Origin of the sequence: Vibrio sp. HS-50-1 (genome assembly GCF_024747315.1) — a bacterium.
GTDB classification, from domain to species: domain Bacteria; phylum Pseudomonadota; class Gammaproteobacteria; order Enterobacterales; family Vibrionaceae; genus Vibrio; species Vibrio diabolicus.
Genome location: NZ_JAMPZF010000004.1, coordinates 172,014 through 191,424, shown reverse-complemented (window position 1 = coordinate 191,424; position 19,411 = coordinate 172,014). Strand labels below are relative to the sequence as shown.

Below are 19,411 nucleotides of genomic sequence, written 5' to 3'. Positions count from 1 at the left end.
GAATAATTTATGAGTACTGAAACTAAAAAAATGTCGGTGGTGCAGTTAACCATTCTGACGTTCATCAATATGGCTGGCTCCGGTATTATCATGCTGCCAAGTAAACTGGCGCAAGTGGGCACCATTTCTGTGTTGTCTTGGCTGATCACGGCAGCGGGCTCTTTGGCGTTGGCTTATGTGTTTGCAAAATGTGGTCGCTTTAGTAAACGTGACGGCGGTATGAACGGTTACGCGTCTTACGCATTCGGTAAATCGGGTGCGTTTATGGCGGGCTGGACTTACGGTTTGTCGCTCCTTATTGCGAATATTGCGATCGCGATTACCTGTGTGGGTTACGGCTCCGCATTTTTTGAAGTGACCCTATCTCCGGTCGAAACCTGTTTGTACACCATCGCCATTCTTTGGATTTGTACTTTCGCTAACTTCGGTGGTGCGAAAATCACAGGTCAAATCGGTACCTTCACGGTATGGGGTGTGATCCTACCGGTATGTTCGCTAGGTATTGTTGGTTGGTTCTGGTTTAACCCAACCATGTACATAGAAGCTTGGAACCCACACCACCTACCATTTGGTGAAGCTGTGAGTGCTTCTATTGCCATGACACTATGGGCGTTTCTTGGTCTTGAATCGGCATGTGCGAACTCAGAAGCGGTAGAAAACCCAGAGAAGAACGTACCAATCGCAGTATTGGGCGGTACGTTGATTGCTGCGGTGGTTTACATTGTATCGACAAACATCTGTTCTGGTATCGTTGCAAACTCTGAGCTTGCCGCTTCTACCGCACCATTCTCAACCGTATGGTCTGTGATGCTTGGCTCAGCAGCAGGTAAAGCGGTTGCTGGTATGGCGGTATTGGCTTGTGCGGGTTCTCTATTAGGTTGGCAGTTCACTATCGCGTCAGTGTTCAAATCATCTTCTGATGCGGGCTTCTTCCCTAAATTGTTCTCTCAAGTGGACAAACGTGGTACGCCAATCAAAGGTATGGTGGCCATCACGGTTATCCAATCGGTGCTGTCTTTAATGACTATTTCTCCAACGCTGAACGAGCAGTTCGAAGCGCTGGTTAACCTAGCGGTAGTAACGAACGTTATTCCTTACATCCTATGTATGGGCGCAATTTTCATCATGCAGCAAGTGGCGCACGTGCCAGAGCGCGAGATGAAAACCACCAACATTATCGCTCTGATTGGTTCCCTATACAGCTTCTACGCGCTATATGGTTCTGGCTACGAAGCGATGATGTGGGGCTCAATCGTCACTTTCCTAGGCTGGAGTGCTTACGGTCTGATTGCTGCCAAGCATGAGCCTTTAGCAAATTAAAAAATAATAATGAAAGAGCCTTCCCAAACGCGGTGTGGAAGGCTCTTTGTTTTTAGGCGCTTATGCCAAGCCCAAGTCAGAACAAGGCTCTTGGGAATAAATATCCAATGATGTGAAAACTCATTTTCGACATTTGGAGGACGAAAGATGATAAGTCAACCTGTTAAAATCGGTGACGATACCGCCGTAGTCATTCCAAGCGTAATCCTGACTCAACTCGGGATAAGGGAAGGAGATACCCTAGAAATCGCACTGAATAAAGACAAAATGGAAATCAAGAAGATGGTGTTGAAAACCAGCGCTCCAACTTACTCTGAAGAAGTTAACGAGAATTGAGTTAGAGAATCTTGGTTTGTCGGATACACTACTGGTTTCGCAAAACTGGCGCTTGCCGCTGTCTTTGAACTATCGATAACAACAATAAGAGGTAAGGTACTATGCAAGGTATCCTCTCTATACAATCTCATGTTTCTTTTGGTCATGCTGGTAACAGCAGTGCCGTTTTCCCAATGCAACGCATGGGCTTCGAAGTGTGGCCGATTCATACCGTTCAATTTTCTAACCACACGCAGTATCAAGAAGGCTGGACTGGGCGAGCGTTTGCGGCTGAAGACATCAGCGAGTTAGTTCGTGGTCTTGGAAACATCGGTGCATTGGAAAAATGCCAAGCGGTGTTGACGGGCTACCAAGGCAGCGCAGAGCAGTGCCTTGCTGTTGAAGAAACCGTGACGAAGGTGAAGCAAGCGAACCCGAACGCACTTTATGTTTGCGACCCTGTGATGGGCGCGCCAGACAAAGGCTGTATTGTGGCGCCGGGTATTGCAGAAAACTTGTTAAACCGTCTGATGCCAATGGCAGATGTGATCGTTCCTAACCAGTTCGAGCTAAGCCAATTTGCAGAGATGGAAATCCACTCGTTAGACGATGCGATCACGGCATGCCAACGTGCACTAGCGAAAGGTCCAAAAATAGTGCTAGTGAAGCACCTTTACTGCCTAGAGAATGGCAGCTTCAACATGTTACTGGCAACGCAAGAAGGCATTTACTTAGCGAAGCGCCCTCAGTTTGAGTTTGTCAAACAACCTGTGGGTGTAGGCGATCTTATTTCGGCTATCTTCACCGCTGGATTATTGAAGGGTTGGTCTCCTAAACAAGCTTTCCAACACTGCCATGACGCGTGTTACGGGGTATTAAGCGCCACTTACCATGCAGGGGAGTGGGAGCTGCAAACTATCGCGGCACAGCAAGAGTTTGTTGAGCCAAGTAAGCATTTCTCAATTGAAGAGGTGGCTCTGGTCACCGCGTAATTGAGCGCAAATAATTAGTATATAAAAAAGGGGAGCCATCATCGGCTCCCCTTTCTATTTGTTCTGTCAGTCTTACTGAGCTTTTTGCTGTTCTGATTTACAAACTGCTGCTGTGAAGACAACGTCTGTTGAACTGTTTAGTGCAGTTTCAGCAGAGTCTTGAATCACGCCGATGATGAAGCCAACCGCTACAACCTGCATTGCTACGTCGTTTGAGATACCAAACAGACCACACGCAAGTGGGATAAGTAGTAGCGAGCCACCTGCAACACCTGATGCGCCACATGCAGAAACCGCAGCCACAATACTGAGCAGTAGCGCAGTCAGTAGATCAACTTCGATACCCATAGTGTGCACAGCTGCAAGCGTTAGCGTTGTGATAGTGATTGCAGCACCAGCCATGTTAATGGTCGCACCTAGTGGGATAGATACTGAGTACGTATCTTCGTCCAGTTTTAGCTTCTCACATAGTGCCATGTTTACTGGGATATTCGCCGCACTTGAACGAGTGAAGAACGCGGTTACACCACTTTCACGTAGGCAACGGAATACAAGTGGGTAAGGGTTTTGCTTAGTTTTAACGAACACGATCGCCGGGTTTACAACGAGTGCGATGATCATCATAGCGCCAAGAAGAACCGCCAGAAGGTGTGCGTAGCTTGCTAGTGCGCTAAAGCCTGTTGTTGCGAACGTTGAAGCAACTAGGCCAAAGATACCAAATGGTGCAAGACGAATGATAAAGCGAACAATGTGAGACACGCTGTGGCTGAGATCTTCAAACACGGCTTTCGTTGTTGCAGATGCGTGGTGTAGCGCAAGACCCAGACCCACACCCCAAGCAAGAATGCCGATGTAGTTTGCTTCTACTAGTGCATTTACTGGGTTGTCGACCAGTTTAAACAACAGTGTGCGTAGAATTTCAGCAATACCTTGAGGCGGCGTTGCACCTTCAGCGCCGGTGACAAGCGTTAAATTGGTCGGGAAAAGGAAGCTTAGAACCACTGCTGATAGCGCCGCGAAGAACGTACCCATCAGGTACAGTACAACGATTGGACGCATGTACGTGTGCTGGTTTTTCTTTTGGTTCGCAATTGAAGCGGCAACCAAAATAAACACAAGGATTGGCGCGATCGCTTTAAGAGCACCAACAAAAAGGCTACCAATTAATCCTGCACTTTCGGCATGGCTTGGGGAAATTGTGGCGAGCAAAATACCAAAGACAATACCGACAAGGATCTGGACGACGAGGTTACCACGAGCAAATCGGGCAACGAGGCTGTTGTGTTGCATACATCATTCCTGCAATTTTATGCCAGAGCGAGCAGGGCAATAGTCCATCATTACACGGCGATAATGCCCTTGTATTGCAAGGGGTGAGCATTGCTTCTGGTCACTAAGACACATGATTATCAATTATCCTGTTTTTATAAATTCAGCCATTTTCTTGCTGAATATCACATATCTTAGCTTGGTAATATTTTGTGTCTAGTTTTAGTTTGTTTTTGGATTAAATGTTTGCTCAATGTTATTTAAATAGGATTTTTATGTTGAAAATTATCATTAGTTATGAGTAATGGTTTTTAATAAAGTTGTTAAAAAGGAGACTTTCGTCTCCTTTGATTTTATTGACAACTCAAACGTAACAAATCAATAACTTTGTTGGCGCCTGCGCTTATCACTCATGGCATTTCGAGTGAGTTTCCCGAACTGTCGACTTTGAGCTCGTTGTTCTGCCAAAGTCGCGCCGTTAAAGGCTTGTTCTCGCAATAGTTTTTGATAGTTATTGAAACGACGAACCTCCAGTTTGCCATTTTCAATCGCAGCTTGAACTGCGCAACCCGGCTCAGTTTGATGCTGGCAATCACCAAAGCGACAACGCTGAGCGAGAACCTCAATGTCAGAAAATGCCTCACTGACGCCCACTTCGCAGTCTGCTAGTTGAAGCTCGCGCATTCCCGGAGTATCAATCAAGATGCCGCCATCAGGTAATAGATGGATAGAGCGCGATGTGGTTGTATGTCGCCCTTTGCTATCGTCTTCACGAATATGCCCAGTCGCCTGTTCTTGCTGCCCGAGTAATGCATTCACAAGAGTTGATTTGCCAACGCCTGAAGAACCGATAAAAGCGACGGTTTGCCCCTCATTACACCAACTCATGAGCTTAGAAGTACTTTCTGCATCTAAGCCGTTGACCGTCTCAATGACTAGCAGAGGGTCTAGCTTCTGTACTTGGCTTTTGAGTTCATTGACGTCGTCACACAAATCGGCTTTGGAAAGGACGATGACGGGTTCGACTTCGGCTTCATGAGCCAAGGCGAGATAGCGTTCAATACGACTTAAATTGAAGTCGTCGTTAAGGGAACAGACGATAAAAACGGTATCCACATTTGCGGCGATGAGTTGCTCTGCCACTTTGCTGCCCGCTGCTTTGCGGCTAAAGAGGCTCAAGCGATCCAGTAAGCGAACAAATTGCTGATCGTCATTTAAGATAACCCAGTCTCCGACGGTCATATTGGGTAGAGAGTGGTGGGCATTGAGGTGGACTTGCCCCGTTTCTGTCGCCAATAGGTAACCACTTCGGTGATGCGCAATCACACGTGCAAAGATAGTGTCGTCGTAATCGTCTAGTGTCAGTTGTTGCTGAAAAAATGGTTTCCAACCCAATCGTTTTAGTGGGTTTGAAGTTGAAATTAATGTGTCACAAAAAGTATGTGTTTGATTCATTGTTGAATTATCCCAGACGCAAAAAAGCGCCTTAATACAAATCGCATTAGGGTCTAATTCGGATAGAGTTGACCCCGGTGAAGACCGGGCAGAGAAGGGGAATTGTGGCTATGCCACGTAATTGGTGCGGTTAGGGTTACCCTTGCGATGCCCAGTTAGTGTTATTCAATACAATCATCATGTGTCCTCTTCGTTGGTTAATAAATAAGTGAATTAATTAAGCCAAGAGAGTATAGCCGCCCTTTTTCTTAGAGGGTAGCTATACTGCGAAAATATTAGCTTTGTTTGTTGATGCGCTCTTCCATTATCTGCGAATACGTGTTGGCTTTTAAGCCGTATATGATTTGGACATGACGCTCATCCAGTATCACGACGCCATGTGCGCCATGATTTTTGAGTGCATTTTTATCTATGATGGACGTCGTTCTGAGGGTAAGACGCAGCCGAGTCGCGCATGCTCCGGTTTCTAGCAGGTTTTCTATCCCCCCAATGGCGTCAATGATCGTATCGACGTCTTGTTCGACATTGGGGTTGGTTTGAGTTAGGAAACTGAAAAACTGTTTCAGCACTGACTTAACTGTCATTTGAGGAGCCTTCAGTCGTCAGTTTTGAAATGGCTTCAACAATCGGTGCCGGCGAGAGTGTATGCGGTACCTTGGTGATTAACGTGCCATCCGGCTTCAAGAAGTAAAAGTAAGAGCTGTGATCAAGCGTGTATTTGAGCTCCGAGCCTTCCAATTCGGTTTTGCGGAAAATAACACCATAGTTGTGTGCCAAAGGTGTGGTTACATCAAGCGGTGCCGATAGGCCTTCAATCATTGGATGGAAGTAATGGGCATATTTCGCCGAGGCATCGGCCTCATCACGCTCTGGATCTAAAGAAATGAACATTGGGCGCAGTTGCGCTTTTTGCGCTTCATCGATCTGATTTAGGGCTCCTGCTAGCATAGCAAGCGAAGTTGGGCAAACATCCGGGCAGCGAGTAAAACCAAAATAGACGACTCGAATGCGAGGGTCATTCACATCGAAGATATTGACGGCTTGGTTATTTTCCCCAAACAATACCGTTTGTTGAGACGTGGAACTATCCACTTGCTCTGGCTTCGTTTTCTGATTATCTAAATAGCTTTTTACGCCAAACCCGAGGGCGAAAGCAACTACGAGAAATAGGGACCAATTGCGGCTCATAACGATTCCTTATCTTTGCATTTTTATAGCAGGGTAAACGGTACTCTCTCCATCACTGAGTTCACCAACCCAGGTCATGGCGTCTTGAGTGCAAACCGGCAGAATGATGTCACCTTGATATTGACCGGGAGTGACTTGCTTCAGTAAAAACTTGGGTTCTCCCATCTCCATTTCTCTTCCTGAAAGGCTTAGGACGAGTTGCTCAGCATCGCTTGTGTGCCACTCAACATTCAGAGTAGTAGGGACCAAGGGTTGAGCAGTATCTGCGTTGAGCGTCATCGTAACATTCTCTTGAACGCAAGAGGCAGTAGAGAGAAAGCAATACTCATCTATCGGTTTGATCGGAGTGGATGAAGAAAAGCTTTTTAGTAAAGTTGGGGCATAAAATCCCGCAACCAGTGCGACTGAAACAGCGGCGATTTGTAACACTTTCATTAAGGTTCAGCATTTATCACTTAACATTACCTGCATCGTAGCACAGAAGCGTCATTCGCCAACTCGTGGCCTAGATAAATTGTGCGTTGTGCCTCGATGACAGAGTTCAAAATAACCGCGCGGTGTAGGGGCTGTTGAATCAAGCCCATAAAGATTTTCAATTGCGATGATTTTCTCTTAGCCAACAAACAAAAACGAAGCCAATTGGCTCCGTTCTTGTTTGTTGATTCCGTATTGATTTGATACCGCAGTTACTTGTCTGAATCTGCGAATTTTTCGAGACTCAAAACCAGCGCAATGGCAGCAAGCATCATCACAACGGCAAGCACTAACTGAGAAGGTTGTGATGTCACGTGTTCAAATTCAAACGGTGATAGGTTGTGCTGTAGCAAGGGCACTTGCTCACCCTTTGAATTGGTGCGCCAAGTGATGGTTTCTTTCCAAGGCCAAATCTTTGGTAACGTACCGATCATTAAGCCTGTCAAAAACATCAGAGTGAAATCGCGGAACTTGCGTAGTAACCACGACAATAGATGCGAAAAGGACAGCAAACCAATCACACAACCTGACAAAAACAGCGCCAATGTATCGACTTGGAAACCTTTCACGGCGGCTAATACTGGCGCATACATCCCAATCAATAACAAGATAAAGCTGCCAGAGATGCCCGGTAAGATCATCGCGCAAATCGCGATAGCACCAGCGAACAATGTGTTAATAGCCGTTGGTTCCATGTGCAGAGGTTTAAGCACGGTGATGCTGTAAGCAAACCCGACACCAACAAGTAAAGTCACGAAGCGGATAAGATCACGTTGTTCAACCTGACGAATAATGTGATAGACCGATACCAAAATCAGACCAAAGAAAAATGACCAAAGTGGGATCGGGTGTGTGTCAAGAAGCCAAGTGATCAACTTTGCTAGCGTAGCAATGCTGGTGAAAATACCGGCAAACAGAGCGATAAGGAAGAAACCGTTGATGTGATTAAAGGCGGCTTTAACCCCTTTTTTTCGCCAAATAGAGAAAAGTGATGGGTTAATGCGTCGAATGCTCTCAAGCAGCGTATCGTAAATGCCGGTGATAAACGCGATGGTGCCGCCTGATACGCCAGGAACAACATCTGCTGCGCCCATGGCGATTCCTTTGAAGAAAGTAATTAAGTAGTTCATTGCTCTAATGCTAAGTCGTTTCGATGGCACAGAGTATACAAACATTGCGACGAAAAAAGTATGAAATAGTGCTGTAGCTACTGGGTTTTATATCCAAGTAATTGCTTATTTTTGTTACAGGTTATGAGGTGATTCAAATACAACGATATCTTAATATTTGGTTTACATTATTGAGATGATTAACTGTACTATCAATGGCTACGTTTATTGCATTATGCAAATGCAATTTGATAATTTAATTTGCGTTTTGCTATATTTTATATAGACAAATTCACTTTATATGAGATCCTGTGCCCAAAAATAAGTCTTTGCATTTTGGCATGATTAATGCATAATACTGCTCGACCCTTCTTAAGCCGAGGGTCACCTAGCCAACTGACGTTGTTAGTGAATACAATTTGTTCACACTAAATATAAGCCAATCGCGATTATTGCGGTTGGCTATTTTTTTATATGAACAACGTTACTTACGTGCTTTGCAAATTGCACTTCCCTCGTTCTAGACTCATAAAAAAGGGCTGACGCATCACGCCAACCCCTTGTATTTCACTTTAGGTTTTAATCTGTTTTCTTGAGCTGATCAGTACCCCATCAACTGGAGTAAATTTTCAGCTGTCACAATGGCCTCTTTACGATTGGCGATATTGAGCTTTTGGTACAAGTTACGAATGTGGGTTTTAATCGTGGTACCTGCCACATCAAGCTCTTGCGCGATTTGCTCATTACTGAAACCAGAATAAATCAAACCAAGCACCTGCCACTCACGTTGAGTCAGTGGGCTTGTGCGAACCAGTTCCGGTACGTTAGGGTGGTTTACCAGCTTCTCAATGAAGTCTTCATCAAAGTGAATAGAGCGGCTGCGCTGATTGGACGAAATATCCTTCATCAATTGTTGAGCGCGGTGACGTTCTAGATCGCCTAGCTCATGGCGGAGGCTTAACTTCTCCAGTAGCCCGCCAATGGTGGCGCCATCAATGAGGAAATTACCTACCATCCCCGTCTGGTTTGTCATCACTAACGCTTCTTTTAGCAAAGCTTTTGCTTGCTCTTCGTCTTTTTGGCGAGCAGCAAACACCGCTTCGACCACTAAGTTGCGATTAGTATCTGTGATTAGGTTGGTTCGACGAGCTTCACTTTGGAGGAAATCCAATGCTGCGCGAGCTTCGGTATATTGACCTAAGTTGATGTGTGCGCGTGCAATGTTACGCCATTGCAATTGTGAAAAGTGGTTGCATGCCGATTCAGGACGAACCGCAGTGTTGAGCCATTCTTGCATTGCATCGGTGTTACCGCGCGCTTGCCAAAATAGGATCAACGATAGTGAAGCGTTTGCTGTCCAATCTACGTGGTAAGTCGACTGCTTCATCAAATGTTGAATGTGCTCAATGAATTTACCGGCTTTGTCTAGCTCGCCACGGCCAACCGCAATACGCGCCAGCATCGAGTAGCTGTGTAAGTGCTTACTTGGCGAATGGTTTTCGAGAATTTGTAGACCTCGGTAGGCACATTCTTCTGCTTCATCAAGTCGGTTCCAGCACCAAAGCACTTGCGCTCGAATACGCAGCAAAAACTCGTGCAGAGGAACATGTTGAAGTTGCTGATCTTCAATCAAACGGAATGCGGAATCTTGCAGCTCAAAGGCGGCTTGTACGTAACCTTGCGCAATCAAAATCTCGCTTTGTTGTAAAATCGCCCATAACGCTTGGTGGTAAACTTGGTACTGACGAGCCAGCTTCTCGGTTTGTTGCATCATCGGTAACGCGCGGTCGAGTTTACCTAGCACGTGGTTAACTTCGCCAACAACCGAAGTTGCCACAATGCGGCTACGGTAAATCGTGTTATCAAGTTGGCTAAGTGCTAGCTCCGCTAATTCGAGTGCTTTCTCTGGCTGGTTGCTGTTGATAGCCACTTGAGCAAGCAGCGCGTTTGCTTGACCTTGATAATGAATATCTAACTCAATGTTACGCTTTTTATGCTCTTCTTCCGCTTCTTCAAGCAGGTGGCCTACTTGGTTATAACGGTGCTGACTTTGAGCCAACCAAGCTCGGAGCATCGTAAGTTTTGGGTGGCTGAACAGAAGCTCAGCATCCAACTTATTAATTGAGCTTTCCAGTGTGCTGAGCTCGCCTTGGTTAAACATCTTCCAGCCGAATTCGTTTAGAATTTCTACCACCAAGTCTTTATCGTTCGACTTTTGTGCATGGTGAATCGCTTGGTGCGGTGCTTTTTGTTGTAACCAGGCAACAGCTGCATTGCGGTGGAGATCTTTTTCTTGCTGAGGAATACGCGCTTGGCGCTCATGAGACAAAAACTCGCCAAATAAGTTATGGAATCGGAACCAGTTTTGCTCCCCTTCGAGTGGGTAGATGAATAAGCCGTAGCGGTTTAATGATTCGATCAAACCAAGCGCATCTTCGCGTTGGGTGAGGGCAAACACCAACTCATCATTGAAGTGGTCAAGCACGGAAACTTGCATCAAGAAATGACGAGTTTCGTGATCGAGTAGGTCAAATACTTCTTCGACCAGGTAATCCCACAAATGCGCGTGATTGAACTGTGATACTGACTCTACGGTTTGCGCCAATGTGCGGTTTTGATGCTGCGCTTGTAACGCGATCAACTGCATCGCCGATGGCCAACCTTCCACATAGGTTCTGAGGTTGTTTGCCATGTCTTCGTCGATGCCATCGGCAATACGCTGATTAAAGAAGCGAGTCGTTTCTTCGGTATCGAACGCCAACATCTCGTTGCCTATTTCGATCATTAAATCACGAACACGTAAGTTTGCAGTACCCAGAGGCGGCGCTGCACGACTTGTTACCACAACGGTGAGGTTGTCTGGCATGTGTTTTAAAAAGAAACGCATGGATTCATGAATTTCATCGTTGGTGATCAAGTGATAGTCATCTAGCACCACGTAGCACTCTTGATGAAAATCAGCCATTTCCGCGAACACTTCGCTGAATAAAGAACGTAGAGAAGAGATTTGGCGTTTTTCCGCCAGTTTTTGTGCGTTAGAGCAACTGAAGTTGGTGGCTTTGTTTAATGCTTGAAGCAGGTAGTTCACAAAACGAAAGCCGTCGTTATCGCTGTCATCAATGCTGTACCAACCGACGTTTGGTTTATCGGATAGCCACTGCGCTGCCATGGTGGTTTTTCCGTAACCTGCTGGGGAGCGGAATAAAACCAATTTGTAGTAAGGCGCTTGCTGTAGTAAGTCCAACACTCGTGGGCGCACGATGGCATTGTGCAGGCGTCCTGGTCGAGTAAGCTTAGATGGAATCCACATTAGTAATTATGTCCTTATTTATGTATACCCAAGTGATTGCGACGTGATCATTTCAGTAAGGCCCCCTCGAAAGCTTCGTCTTACTGAATGATTTCACCGGCATCAAAAACTGCTTGAATGCCGGTTGATGTCGCCTCTTGTTGGGGCTTGCATCCGTCTGAAAAACCATTCCATACGGTCACTTAGATATAAAAGCTAGCGAAAACTAGAAATAACTCACACCGCCTAATTCTAGTTTGTATAAAAAGCGTACAATCCTGTGAGCCGTGTGGGATGGTACGACATCAGAAATGTCCGTTACTTTGATCCACTTCCTAATTCTCAAGGGTTGATGGATTTACCATCAACTACGCCCTTTATTTGTGATTCTTGTCACTTAAATATCTTTTGTGTCGAACGTATTAAGATCTCGTTGCACATCGATTATGAAAAATCTTTCCATGTTAACCAAGTTAATGTGACCAATATTACAATTTTCACATCATCAGATGAGTGGGCTATAAAAAGCGTCATGAACGGGTTTTAACCTTTCTCATATTCCATTGTGATCAAAATCACTAAGAACTGGAGCAAAGCTCACTTTGTTGAGATTTGGATCACTAACCTAGCAATGGTACCCCCTCTACGCCCTCAGCCCTCCTCCTTCAAAGGAGGAGAATTAGGAGGATGTTTATTCACAGAGGTAAATGCACGATGTATGGCAGATGAATTACCAAAAGACGTGAGAATTTCGTAATGAAACCTACTCAACAAAAACAATTTGACAAGAAGTCGTTCCAAGAAAGCGTAAAGAAACACCTATCTGTAACTTACGCTCACACGATTGAAAACGCAGACAGCCGAGCTTGGTACCTAGCAATGGGTCATGCACTGGCTGAGTTCACTACTTTAGATTTGCTTGCTACTGAAGAAGATCCACGCATTAAAAGTGCGAAGAGCGTTAACTACCTTTCGCTAGAGTTCCTTATCGGTCGTTTGACGGGTAACAACCTAATCAGCATGGGTCTGTACGAACAAGTAACAGAAGCAATGGCTGAACTGGGTTACAACCTAACTGACCTGCTAGAAGAAGAACGTGACCCATCATTGGGTAATGGTGGTCTTGGTCGTCTAGCGGCATGTTTCATGGATTCATGTGCGGCACAAGAATTCCCAACCGTCGGTTACGGCTTGCACTACGAATACGGTTTGTTCAAACAGTCTTTCAAAGATGGTCGCCAGCAAGAAGCACCTGACGCATGGCGTGGTGTAGAAGGCTACCCTTGGGAAATTGCTCGTCCAGAACTTGCACAAGAGATCGGTTTCTACGGTCACGTTGAAGTGGTTAACGAGAACGGTAAAGAAGTTCGAAAATGGGTTCCTGGCATGTCTGTAAGAGCAATGCCTTGGGATCTGCCAATTGTGGGTTACGAATCAGACACGGTTTACCCGCTACGTCTTTGGGAATGTCAGGCAATTGCACCATTCTCGCTAGCAAGTTTTAACAACGGTGACTACTTCGAAGCGCAGCACGCACTGATCGACGCAGGCAACATCACTAAAGTGCTTTACCCGAATGACAACCACGAGAAAGGTAAAACACTGCGTCTAATGCAACAGTACTTCCACTCTGCTGCGTCTGTACGTGACATCCTACGTCGCCACGAAGCAGCTGGCTACTCGCTAGCGGATCTACCGAAGCAAGAGACTATTCAGCTTAACGATACGCACCCAACGATTGCGATTCCTGAGCTAATGCGCATCCTGATGGACGAAAAAGGTCTAACTTGGGAAGCGGCTTGGGAAATCAGCTCTCAAACATTCGCGTACACAAACCACACGCTACTTCCAGAAGCACTAGAGACATGGCCAGAGTCGCTAATTCAGCACCTACTACCACGTCACATGGAGATCATTTACGAGATCAACCACCGCTTCCTACAAGACGTACGTGCAATGTGGCCGGGTGATGTCGCGAAACAACAGAAGCTTTCTATCATCGAAGAAGGTTTCCACCGCATGGTTCGTATGGCAAACCTATGTGTAATTGGCTCTTACGCAGTAAACGGTGTAGCGGCACTTCACTCTGAATTGGTTAAGAAAGACCTATTCCCAGAGTTCCACGAAATGTACCCAACACGTCTACACAACGTAACGAACGGTATTACGCCACGTCGTTGGTTGAAGTTCTGTAACCCAGGTCTTTCTAAGCTAATCACAGAGAAAGTCGGCCCAGAATGGCCAGCAAAACTAGAGCAACTAGAAGGCATCGCTAAGTACGCCACTGACGAGAAATTCCAGAAAGAATTCATGGCAGTGAAGAAAGAGAATAAAGAACGCCTAGCTAACTGGGTGAAAGAGAACATGGGTATCGAACTCGATACTAATGCGATCTTCGATGTTCAAATCAAGCGTCTGCACGAGTACAAGCGCCAGCACTTAGACCTTCTACACGTACTGTCTCTGTACCATCGCATTATTAACGAACCAGGCTTCGAATGTGTGCCTCGCGTTGTGTTCTTCGCAGCGAAAGCGGCACCGGGGTACCACCTAGCGAAAGAAATCATTTTCGCTATTAACAAGATTGCTGAGAAAGTGAACAACGACCCTCGCATCGGCAACAAGCTGAAAGTGGTCTTCATTCCTGATTACCGTGTGAGCATGGCTGAAATTATTATTCCTGCGGCGGACGTATCACAACAAATTTCACTTGCGGGTAAAGAAGCATCAGGTACTGGTAACATGAAGATGGCGCTTAACGGTGCCCTAACCATCGGTACGATGGATGGTGCTAACGTTGAGATTCGTGAAGAAGTAGGCGATGAGAACATCTACATCTTCGGTCTAGACGTTGAAGGTGTGAAAGCGCTGAAAGCTCAAGGTTACAACCCATTTGATTACTACAATGCGGATCATCTACTCAAAGCGTCTATGGACCTACTACTGGGTGAAGAATTCACTCCAGGTCAACCAGGCTTACTGCGTGCAACGTACGACAGCCTACTAGATGGTGGTGACCCGTACTTATGTCTTGCGGACTTCGCATCTTACGTGAAAGCGCACGAAGACATGAGCGAACAATACAAAGACCAAGCTGGCTGGGCGAAGAAAGCCATTCTTAATACCGCCCTTGTCGGCAAGTTCACCTCAGATCGCTCAATTCGCGACTATGTGAACAACATCTGGAAACTAAAAGCGGTTCACCGTTAATAGAACAGAGTTAAGACCAAGGTAGCCAAGCGCTACCTTTGGTCATTTTCCAAAAGAAGTTATTGATAACAATAAAACCCTACATGGAAGGTGTTGGTATTACCTTCGGAGAAAGCGATGAAAGAACAAACAGCATTAAAGAAAGTCGCGGAAATGGCGAGATTGGCTGATAGCTATGTCAGTGCTTGGGGAGATGAGGCAAAAGTGTCTGAGGAGACGCTACGCCGCTTGCTCGCTTCGCTTGGCTACGATACTAGCAGCGATGAAAAACTATTGGCTTCTGCTGAAAAGAAACATAAAAAAGACGTACTAGCCCCTGTTCTTGTTTTACGCGACGGCGAACCAGTCGAAGTGGAACTAAACCTAGGTACGAGTGCTCGTGAGAGTGAATTCAGCTGGCGTTTAGAAACAGAACAAGGAGAGGTACTTGAAGGCTATCTTCAGTCCCAAATTGTTCGTGATGAGCGTGCTGAGGGTGGCCCTCTAGTGTTTGCATTGCCAAAGAACTTGGCTTGGGGTTATCACAAATTGATTGTCAGCCGTAAGCGTCGTAAAACGCCTTACGAGATGTCATTGATCATCACGCCGAAAGCGTGTTTCAAACAAGACGATCTAAACCAACATAAAAAGCTATGGGGTCCTAGTATCCAGCTTTACACACTGCGTACTCAGCACAACTGGGGTATCGGTGATTTTGGTGACCTAAAACAGTTGGTGAGCGATATCGCTTCTCGTGGCGGTGACTTCATTGGTTTGAACCCGATTCACTCACTGTTCCCAGCGAACCCAGAAGGCGCGAGCCCATACAGCCCGTCTTCTCGTCGTTGGTTGAATATCATGTACATCGACGTAAGTTCTGTACCTGAATTCGCACTGAGTGCTGAAGCTCAGCAACGTGTTGGCAGTGCAGAGTTTCAACAGCGTCTACAAAAAGCACGTGACTCTCATTGGGTGAACTACACAGAAGTTTCGCAACTGAAAATGAGCGTTCTTCCGCTGCTGTTTAGTGAGTTTAAAGCTCGCCATTTAGACAAAAACACCGACCGCGCTCGTGCATTCTTGGACTTTGTAGAAAAAGGTGGCGACAGCTTGTTACACCAAGCTGCATTCGATGCGCTTCATGCGGATTTACACGCAGAAGATTCAAACATGTGGGGTTGGCCTGTATTCCCTGAGAAGTACCGCACATTCGACGCTGCCGGTACTCAGAAATACATCAAAGACAACCAAGACCGCGTTCACTTGTACATGTACCTACAGTGGATCGCAGACGATCAAATCAAAGAAGCGCAGTCACTGGCAGAAGAAAAAGGCATGGCTGTGGGCTTGTACCGTGACCTTGCTGTCGGTGTTGCCGACTCAGGTAGTGAAACTTGGGCCGACGACGGTAACTTAGTGTTGGACGCCAGCATCGGTGCGCCGCCGGATGTACTTGGTCCACTAGGCCAAAACTGGGGTTTGCCTCCGCTTAACCCTCAGGTTCTAGAAGCGACGGGCTACGACGCTTACATCAAATTGCTACGTGCTAACATGAAGCATTGTGGTGCATTGCGTATCGACCACGTACTTGGCCTGCTTCGCCTTTGGTGGATTCCAAAAGGCGAGAAAGCGACAGAAGGCGCTTACTTGTACTACCCAGTGGAAGATATGCTCGCAATCCTAGCGCTTGAGTCACACCGTCATCAGTGTTCAGTGATTGGTGAAGACTTGGGTACTGTGCCAGATGAAATCGTCGATATCCTACGCGATGCAGGTGTGCACTCATACAAAGTATTCTTCTTCGAAACTTCGAAAGAAGACGGTGGGTTCATTTCTCCGAAGCACTACGCAGAGCAATCGATGGCGGCACTGTGTACGCATGACATGCCAACCCTGCGTGGTTTCTGGCACTGCGATGATTTGAAAATGGGTCGTGAGATTGGCCTGTACCCAGATGAAAAACAGTTGGAAGGCTTATTTGCTGATCGCTTGAAGTGCAAGCAAGGCATCTTAGACAGCGTTCGCTGGCACGGCTATTTGCCAGAAGGCATTGGTCATGATGCTCAGTACGTACCGATGGACTCGTACCTAAGCGAAGCGCTGCAACTGCACGTAGCAGCGGGTGACTCTGCACTGCTTAGCGTTCAGCTTGAAGACTGGCTAGAAATGGATCAACCGGTCAACATTCCTGGCACGGTGGATGAGTATCCAAACTGGCGTCGTAAATTGTCGATGAACCTAGATGAAATCTTCAGCCGTGAAGATGTGAATCGCATTTCTAAACGCCTCACTGAAGTTCGCGCACAGGCGAGCAAATAAGATGCTTAGAGTGACGTAGATGAATGAGCGGATTACCAATTTTGTTAGCTCAGAGGTACGAAAGTTCCGTCTAGGTCACTCATTCCGAAAACACAATCCGTTAGGATGAAGTACCGTTATTATGCCCGCGACAATAGCGGGCATTTTTTGTTTTTGACATCGCTTGATGCATACATGTTTTAAGCGAAGTCTTTTGTGAGTTCACAACGTTGGCTGTGGAGAAACCGATGTTTGATTCAGATTTCTGGTCTTGAAAAGGATATTGGCTCTAGGGAGAAAGATTTGAAAACCACCAAAACCAAGAAAATAAAGAAACAACACGAACGCGCATACGAACTGCTTGCTGAGGCGGCTTACTCAGACCCATTTTCGGCGTTGGGGCCATTCATTGATGATGGCGAAGGATCGCTGCGAGTGTGGATGCCGGGCGCAAACAAGGTTGAACTGCTTGTTAATGGCGAACCTCGCGTGGCGCTTGAGCGTGATGGCGACAGCGGTTTCATCTTAAAAGAGCAACGCGATTTACACCTGACCCACTACCGTTTGGCGGTCGATTGGAATGGTGTTGAACAAATTATTGATGACCCGTACCAGTACCACAATATTTACCAAGAGTACGAGCATCTGCATACGCCCAAAGACATGTATCACTATATGGGCGCACACTTTGTCACGCTAGAACGTGGCGGTGAAAACATCTCCGGTGTTCGCTTCCTTGTCTACGCACCGCATGCATCGGCTGTTAGCCTTGTGGGTTGCTTCAACCAATGGGACGGTCGTCGTCACCCAATGCAACGTTTAGATTATGGCATTTGGGGCTTGTTCATTCCTGGCTTAGAAGAAGGCGTTCAGTACAAATTTGAGCTCAAAGGGCCAAATGGGGAAGGGCTGCCACACAAACAAGACCCTTGGGGTTTTTACTCTGAGCAGTACCCATCGTTCGCATCCATTACTTACGATCACAAGCGTTACCAATGGCAAGATGCGAAATGGCAAAATCGCGCAGTGACACAAAAGCGTGATGAAGCGTTATCGTTTTATGAGCTGCATGCTGGGTCATGGAAGCGCAACGAGAAAGGTGATTTCCTCAACTACCGCGAACTCGCGGAGCAGTTGGTGCCATACCTTGTGGATATGGGCTACACCCACGTTGAGCTGATGCCTGTTTCTGAGCATCCATTCTACGGTTCATGGGGCTATCAACCCGTTGGCTTATTTGCGCCAACTAGCCGTTACGGCTCTCCTGATGATTTCAAATTCTTCGTGGATGCATGTCACCAAGCTGGTATCGGTGTGGTGCTGGATTGGGTTCCGGCGCATTTCCCATCGGATGACCACGGTTTAGCAAACTTTGACGGCACACCGCTGTTCCACGACCCGGACCCACGTCGCGGTTGGCACCAAGATTGGAACTCATACATCTACGATCTCGGTCGTGAACATGTGCGTCGCTTCCTTGTATCGAATGCGCTGTACTGGTTTGAACAATTCCATATTGATGGCATTCGCGTGGACGCAGTCGCGTCGATGCTCTATCTCGATTATTCACGTAGCCACGATCAGTGGGTACCGAACGTCGACGGTGGCAACGAAAACTACGACGCAATCGCAACCTTAAAATGGATGAACGAAGAAGTGTACAAGCACTTCCCGAATGCGATGACGATTGCGGAAGAGTCAACGGCGTTTCCGGGGGTGTCTGCGCCAACCTTTATGGGTGGTTTAGGTTTTGGCTTCAAGTGGAATATGGGGTGGATGCACGACAGTCTTTCATACATCAAAGAAGATCCTGTTCACCGCAAATACCACCACAATACCATCACATTCCCGTTGGTTTATGCGCACAGCGAAAACTACGTCTTGTCTCTCTCTCACGATGAGGTGGTGTACGGCAAAGGCTCTATCCATAACAAGATGCCGGGCGATGAATGGCAGCAAACCGCAAACCTACGTGCATACTACGGTTACATGTATGGTCAACCGGGCAAAAAGCTGAACTTCATGGGCGCGGAAATCGGCCAAACGGCGGAGTGGAACCACGATGATCAGTTGCAATGGTTCTTGCTGGAATATGAGCGTCATCAAGGCGTTCAAAAGCTGATGCGAGATTTGAACCACTTGTACCGAAATGAAGCGGCGATGCACGATCAAGATTGTGTTCCTGCTGGTTTTGAGTGGCGTCTACAAGACGAAGCGGATGCGAGTATCCTAGCGCACGAGCGTATCAGTAAAGAGGGGGAGCGTATTCTCATCATCACCAACTTTACGCCCGTACCACACGAGCGTTTCCGTTTAGGTGTTCCAAATGCAGGTCAATACGAACTACTGCTGAACACGGACGACAGCAAATACGGCGGCAGCGATTTTAAAGTGCAGACCAGTGTGAAAACGGAAAAAGTCGAAAGTGAATCACTGCCTCAATCACTTGAGCTTCGTTTACCACCTCTTTCAACCGTGTTCTACAAGCTGAACAAATAATTCAACCTAATCAA

The 19,411-nt window shown here is 46.6% G+C and carries 13 protein-coding genes; 6 read left to right on the top strand and 7 right to left on the bottom strand.

Annotated features, from left to right (window positions below; genetic code table 11):
* The first annotated feature begins 9 nt into the window (after positions 1-9).
* The 3 genes from potE (at position 10) to pdxY (ending at position 2,627) form a co-directional block, all read left to right on the top strand.
* Complete coding sequence (potE, locus tag NDJ01_RS04070) at positions 10-1,320, top strand: putrescine-ornithine antiporter (protein WP_005396773.1); 1,311 nt, start codon at positions 10-12, stop codon at positions 1,318-1,320.
* 147 nt (positions 1,321-1,467) lie between these two features.
* Complete coding sequence (locus NDJ01_RS04065) at positions 1,468-1,656, top strand: AbrB/MazE/SpoVT family DNA-binding domain-containing protein (RefSeq protein WP_005396772.1); 189 nt, start codon at positions 1,468-1,470, stop codon at positions 1,654-1,656.
* 101 nt (positions 1,657-1,757) lie between these two features.
* On the top strand, positions 1,758-2,627 hold the full coding sequence (gene pdxY, locus NDJ01_RS04060; RefSeq protein WP_139060926.1) for a pyridoxal kinase PdxY: 870 nt from the start codon (positions 1,758-1,760) through the stop codon (positions 2,625-2,627).
* Between the two features lie 72 nt (positions 2,628-2,699).
* On the opposite strand, the gene sstT is transcribed toward pdxY, so the two are convergent.
* The 7 genes from sstT to malT all read right to left on the bottom strand — a co-directional run bounded on the left by sstT (position 2,700) and on the right by malT (position 11,432).
* On the bottom strand, positions 2,700-3,917 hold the full coding sequence (gene sstT / locus NDJ01_RS04055) for a serine/threonine transporter SstT (protein ID WP_005396770.1): 1,218 nt from the start codon (positions 3,915-3,917) through the stop codon (positions 2,700-2,702).
* Positions 3,918-4,274: 357 nt separating this feature from the next.
* Positions 4,275-5,351: a ribosome small subunit-dependent GTPase A gene (gene rsgA / locus NDJ01_RS04050; RefSeq protein WP_253644133.1), complete on the bottom strand. Its 1,077-nt coding sequence runs from the start codon at positions 5,349-5,351 to the stop codon at positions 4,275-4,277.
* A 275-nt stretch (positions 5,352-5,626) separates the two neighbouring features.
* Positions 5,627-5,935, bottom strand: a complete 309-nt coding sequence (locus NDJ01_RS04045; protein WP_046875700.1) for a PTS transporter subunit EIIB — start codon at positions 5,933-5,935, stop codon at positions 5,627-5,629.
* Positions 5,925-6,539: an SCO family protein gene (locus NDJ01_RS04040; RefSeq protein ID WP_006740812.1), complete on the bottom strand. Its 615-nt coding sequence runs from the start codon at positions 6,537-6,539 to the stop codon at positions 5,925-5,927. Before NDJ01_RS04040 ends, NDJ01_RS04045 begins: the two co-directional genes overlap by 11 nt.
* Positions 6,540-6,548: 9 nt before the next feature.
* Positions 6,549-6,974 carry a hypothetical protein gene (locus NDJ01_RS04035; protein ID WP_257889568.1) on the bottom strand — a complete coding sequence of 142 codons (426 nt, stop codon included), beginning with the start codon at positions 6,972-6,974 and terminating at the stop codon, positions 6,549-6,551.
* A 251-nt stretch (positions 6,975-7,225) separates the two neighbouring features.
* Positions 7,226-8,143, bottom strand: coding sequence for a DUF368 domain-containing protein (locus NDJ01_RS04030; RefSeq protein WP_041853110.1), 918 nt, complete (start codon positions 8,141-8,143; stop codon positions 7,226-7,228).
* A gap of 580 nt (positions 8,144-8,723) precedes the next feature.
* On the bottom strand, positions 8,724-11,432 hold the full coding sequence (malT, locus tag NDJ01_RS04025) for an HTH-type transcriptional regulator MalT (protein ID WP_109169259.1): 2,709 nt from the start codon (positions 11,430-11,432) through the stop codon (positions 8,724-8,726).
* Between the two features lie 735 nt (positions 11,433-12,167).
* On the opposite strand from malT, the gene NDJ01_RS04020 reads away from it, so the two are divergent.
* From NDJ01_RS04020 to glgB, 3 genes are all read left to right on the top strand, one after another.
* Positions 12,168-14,621: a glycogen/starch/alpha-glucan phosphorylase gene (locus NDJ01_RS04020; protein WP_005396762.1), complete on the top strand. Its 2,454-nt coding sequence runs from the start codon at positions 12,168-12,170 to the stop codon at positions 14,619-14,621.
* Between the two features lie 117 nt (positions 14,622-14,738).
* Positions 14,739-16,919, top strand: a complete 2,181-nt coding sequence (gene malQ / locus NDJ01_RS04015; protein ID WP_005396760.1) for a 4-alpha-glucanotransferase — start codon at positions 14,739-14,741, stop codon at positions 16,917-16,919.
* Positions 16,920-17,201: 282 nt separating this feature from the next.
* The gene (glgB, locus tag NDJ01_RS04010) at positions 17,202-19,397 is read left to right on the top strand and encodes a 1,4-alpha-glucan branching protein GlgB (RefSeq protein WP_258586283.1); all 2,196 of its coding nucleotides are present in this window, start codon (positions 17,202-17,204) and stop codon (positions 19,395-19,397) included.
* The last annotated feature ends 14 nt before the right edge of the window (positions 19,398-19,411 follow it).

Bases quoted from the DNA above. Each gene is read 5' to 3' on its own strand.
- potE (WP_005396773.1), top strand. From the start codon at position 10: ATGAGTACTGAAACTAAAAAAATGTCGGTGGTGCAGTTAACCATTCTG.
- NDJ01_RS04065 (WP_005396772.1), top strand. From the start codon at position 1,468: ATGATAAGTCAACCTGTTAAAATCGGTGACGATACCGCCGTAGTCATT.
- pdxY (WP_139060926.1), top strand. From the start codon at position 1,758: ATGCAAGGTATCCTCTCTATACAATCTCATGTTTCTTTTGGTCATGCT.
- sstT (WP_005396770.1), bottom strand. From the start codon at position 3,917: ATGCAACACAACAGCCTCGTTGCCCGATTTGCTCGTGGTAACCTCGTC.
- rsgA (WP_253644133.1), bottom strand. From the start codon at position 5,351: ATGAATCAAACACATACTTTTTGTGACACATTAATTTCAACTTCAAAC.
- NDJ01_RS04045 (WP_046875700.1), bottom strand. From the start codon at position 5,935: ATGACAGTTAAGTCAGTGCTGAAACAGTTTTTCAGTTTCCTAACTCAA.
- NDJ01_RS04040 (WP_006740812.1), bottom strand. From the start codon at position 6,539: ATGAGCCGCAATTGGTCCCTATTTCTCGTAGTTGCTTTCGCCCTCGGG.
- NDJ01_RS04035 (WP_257889568.1), bottom strand. From the start codon at position 6,974: ATGAAAGTGTTACAAATCGCCGCTGTTTCAGTCGCACTGGTTGCGGGA.
- NDJ01_RS04030 (WP_041853110.1), bottom strand. From the start codon at position 8,143: ATGAACTACTTAATTACTTTCTTCAAAGGAATCGCCATGGGCGCAGCA.
- malT (WP_109169259.1), bottom strand. From the start codon at position 11,432: ATGTGGATTCCATCTAAGCTTACTCGACCAGGACGCCTGCACAATGCC.
- NDJ01_RS04020 (WP_005396762.1), top strand. From the start codon at position 12,168: ATGAAACCTACTCAACAAAAACAATTTGACAAGAAGTCGTTCCAAGAA.
- malQ (WP_005396760.1), top strand. From the start codon at position 14,739: ATGAAAGAACAAACAGCATTAAAGAAAGTCGCGGAAATGGCGAGATTG.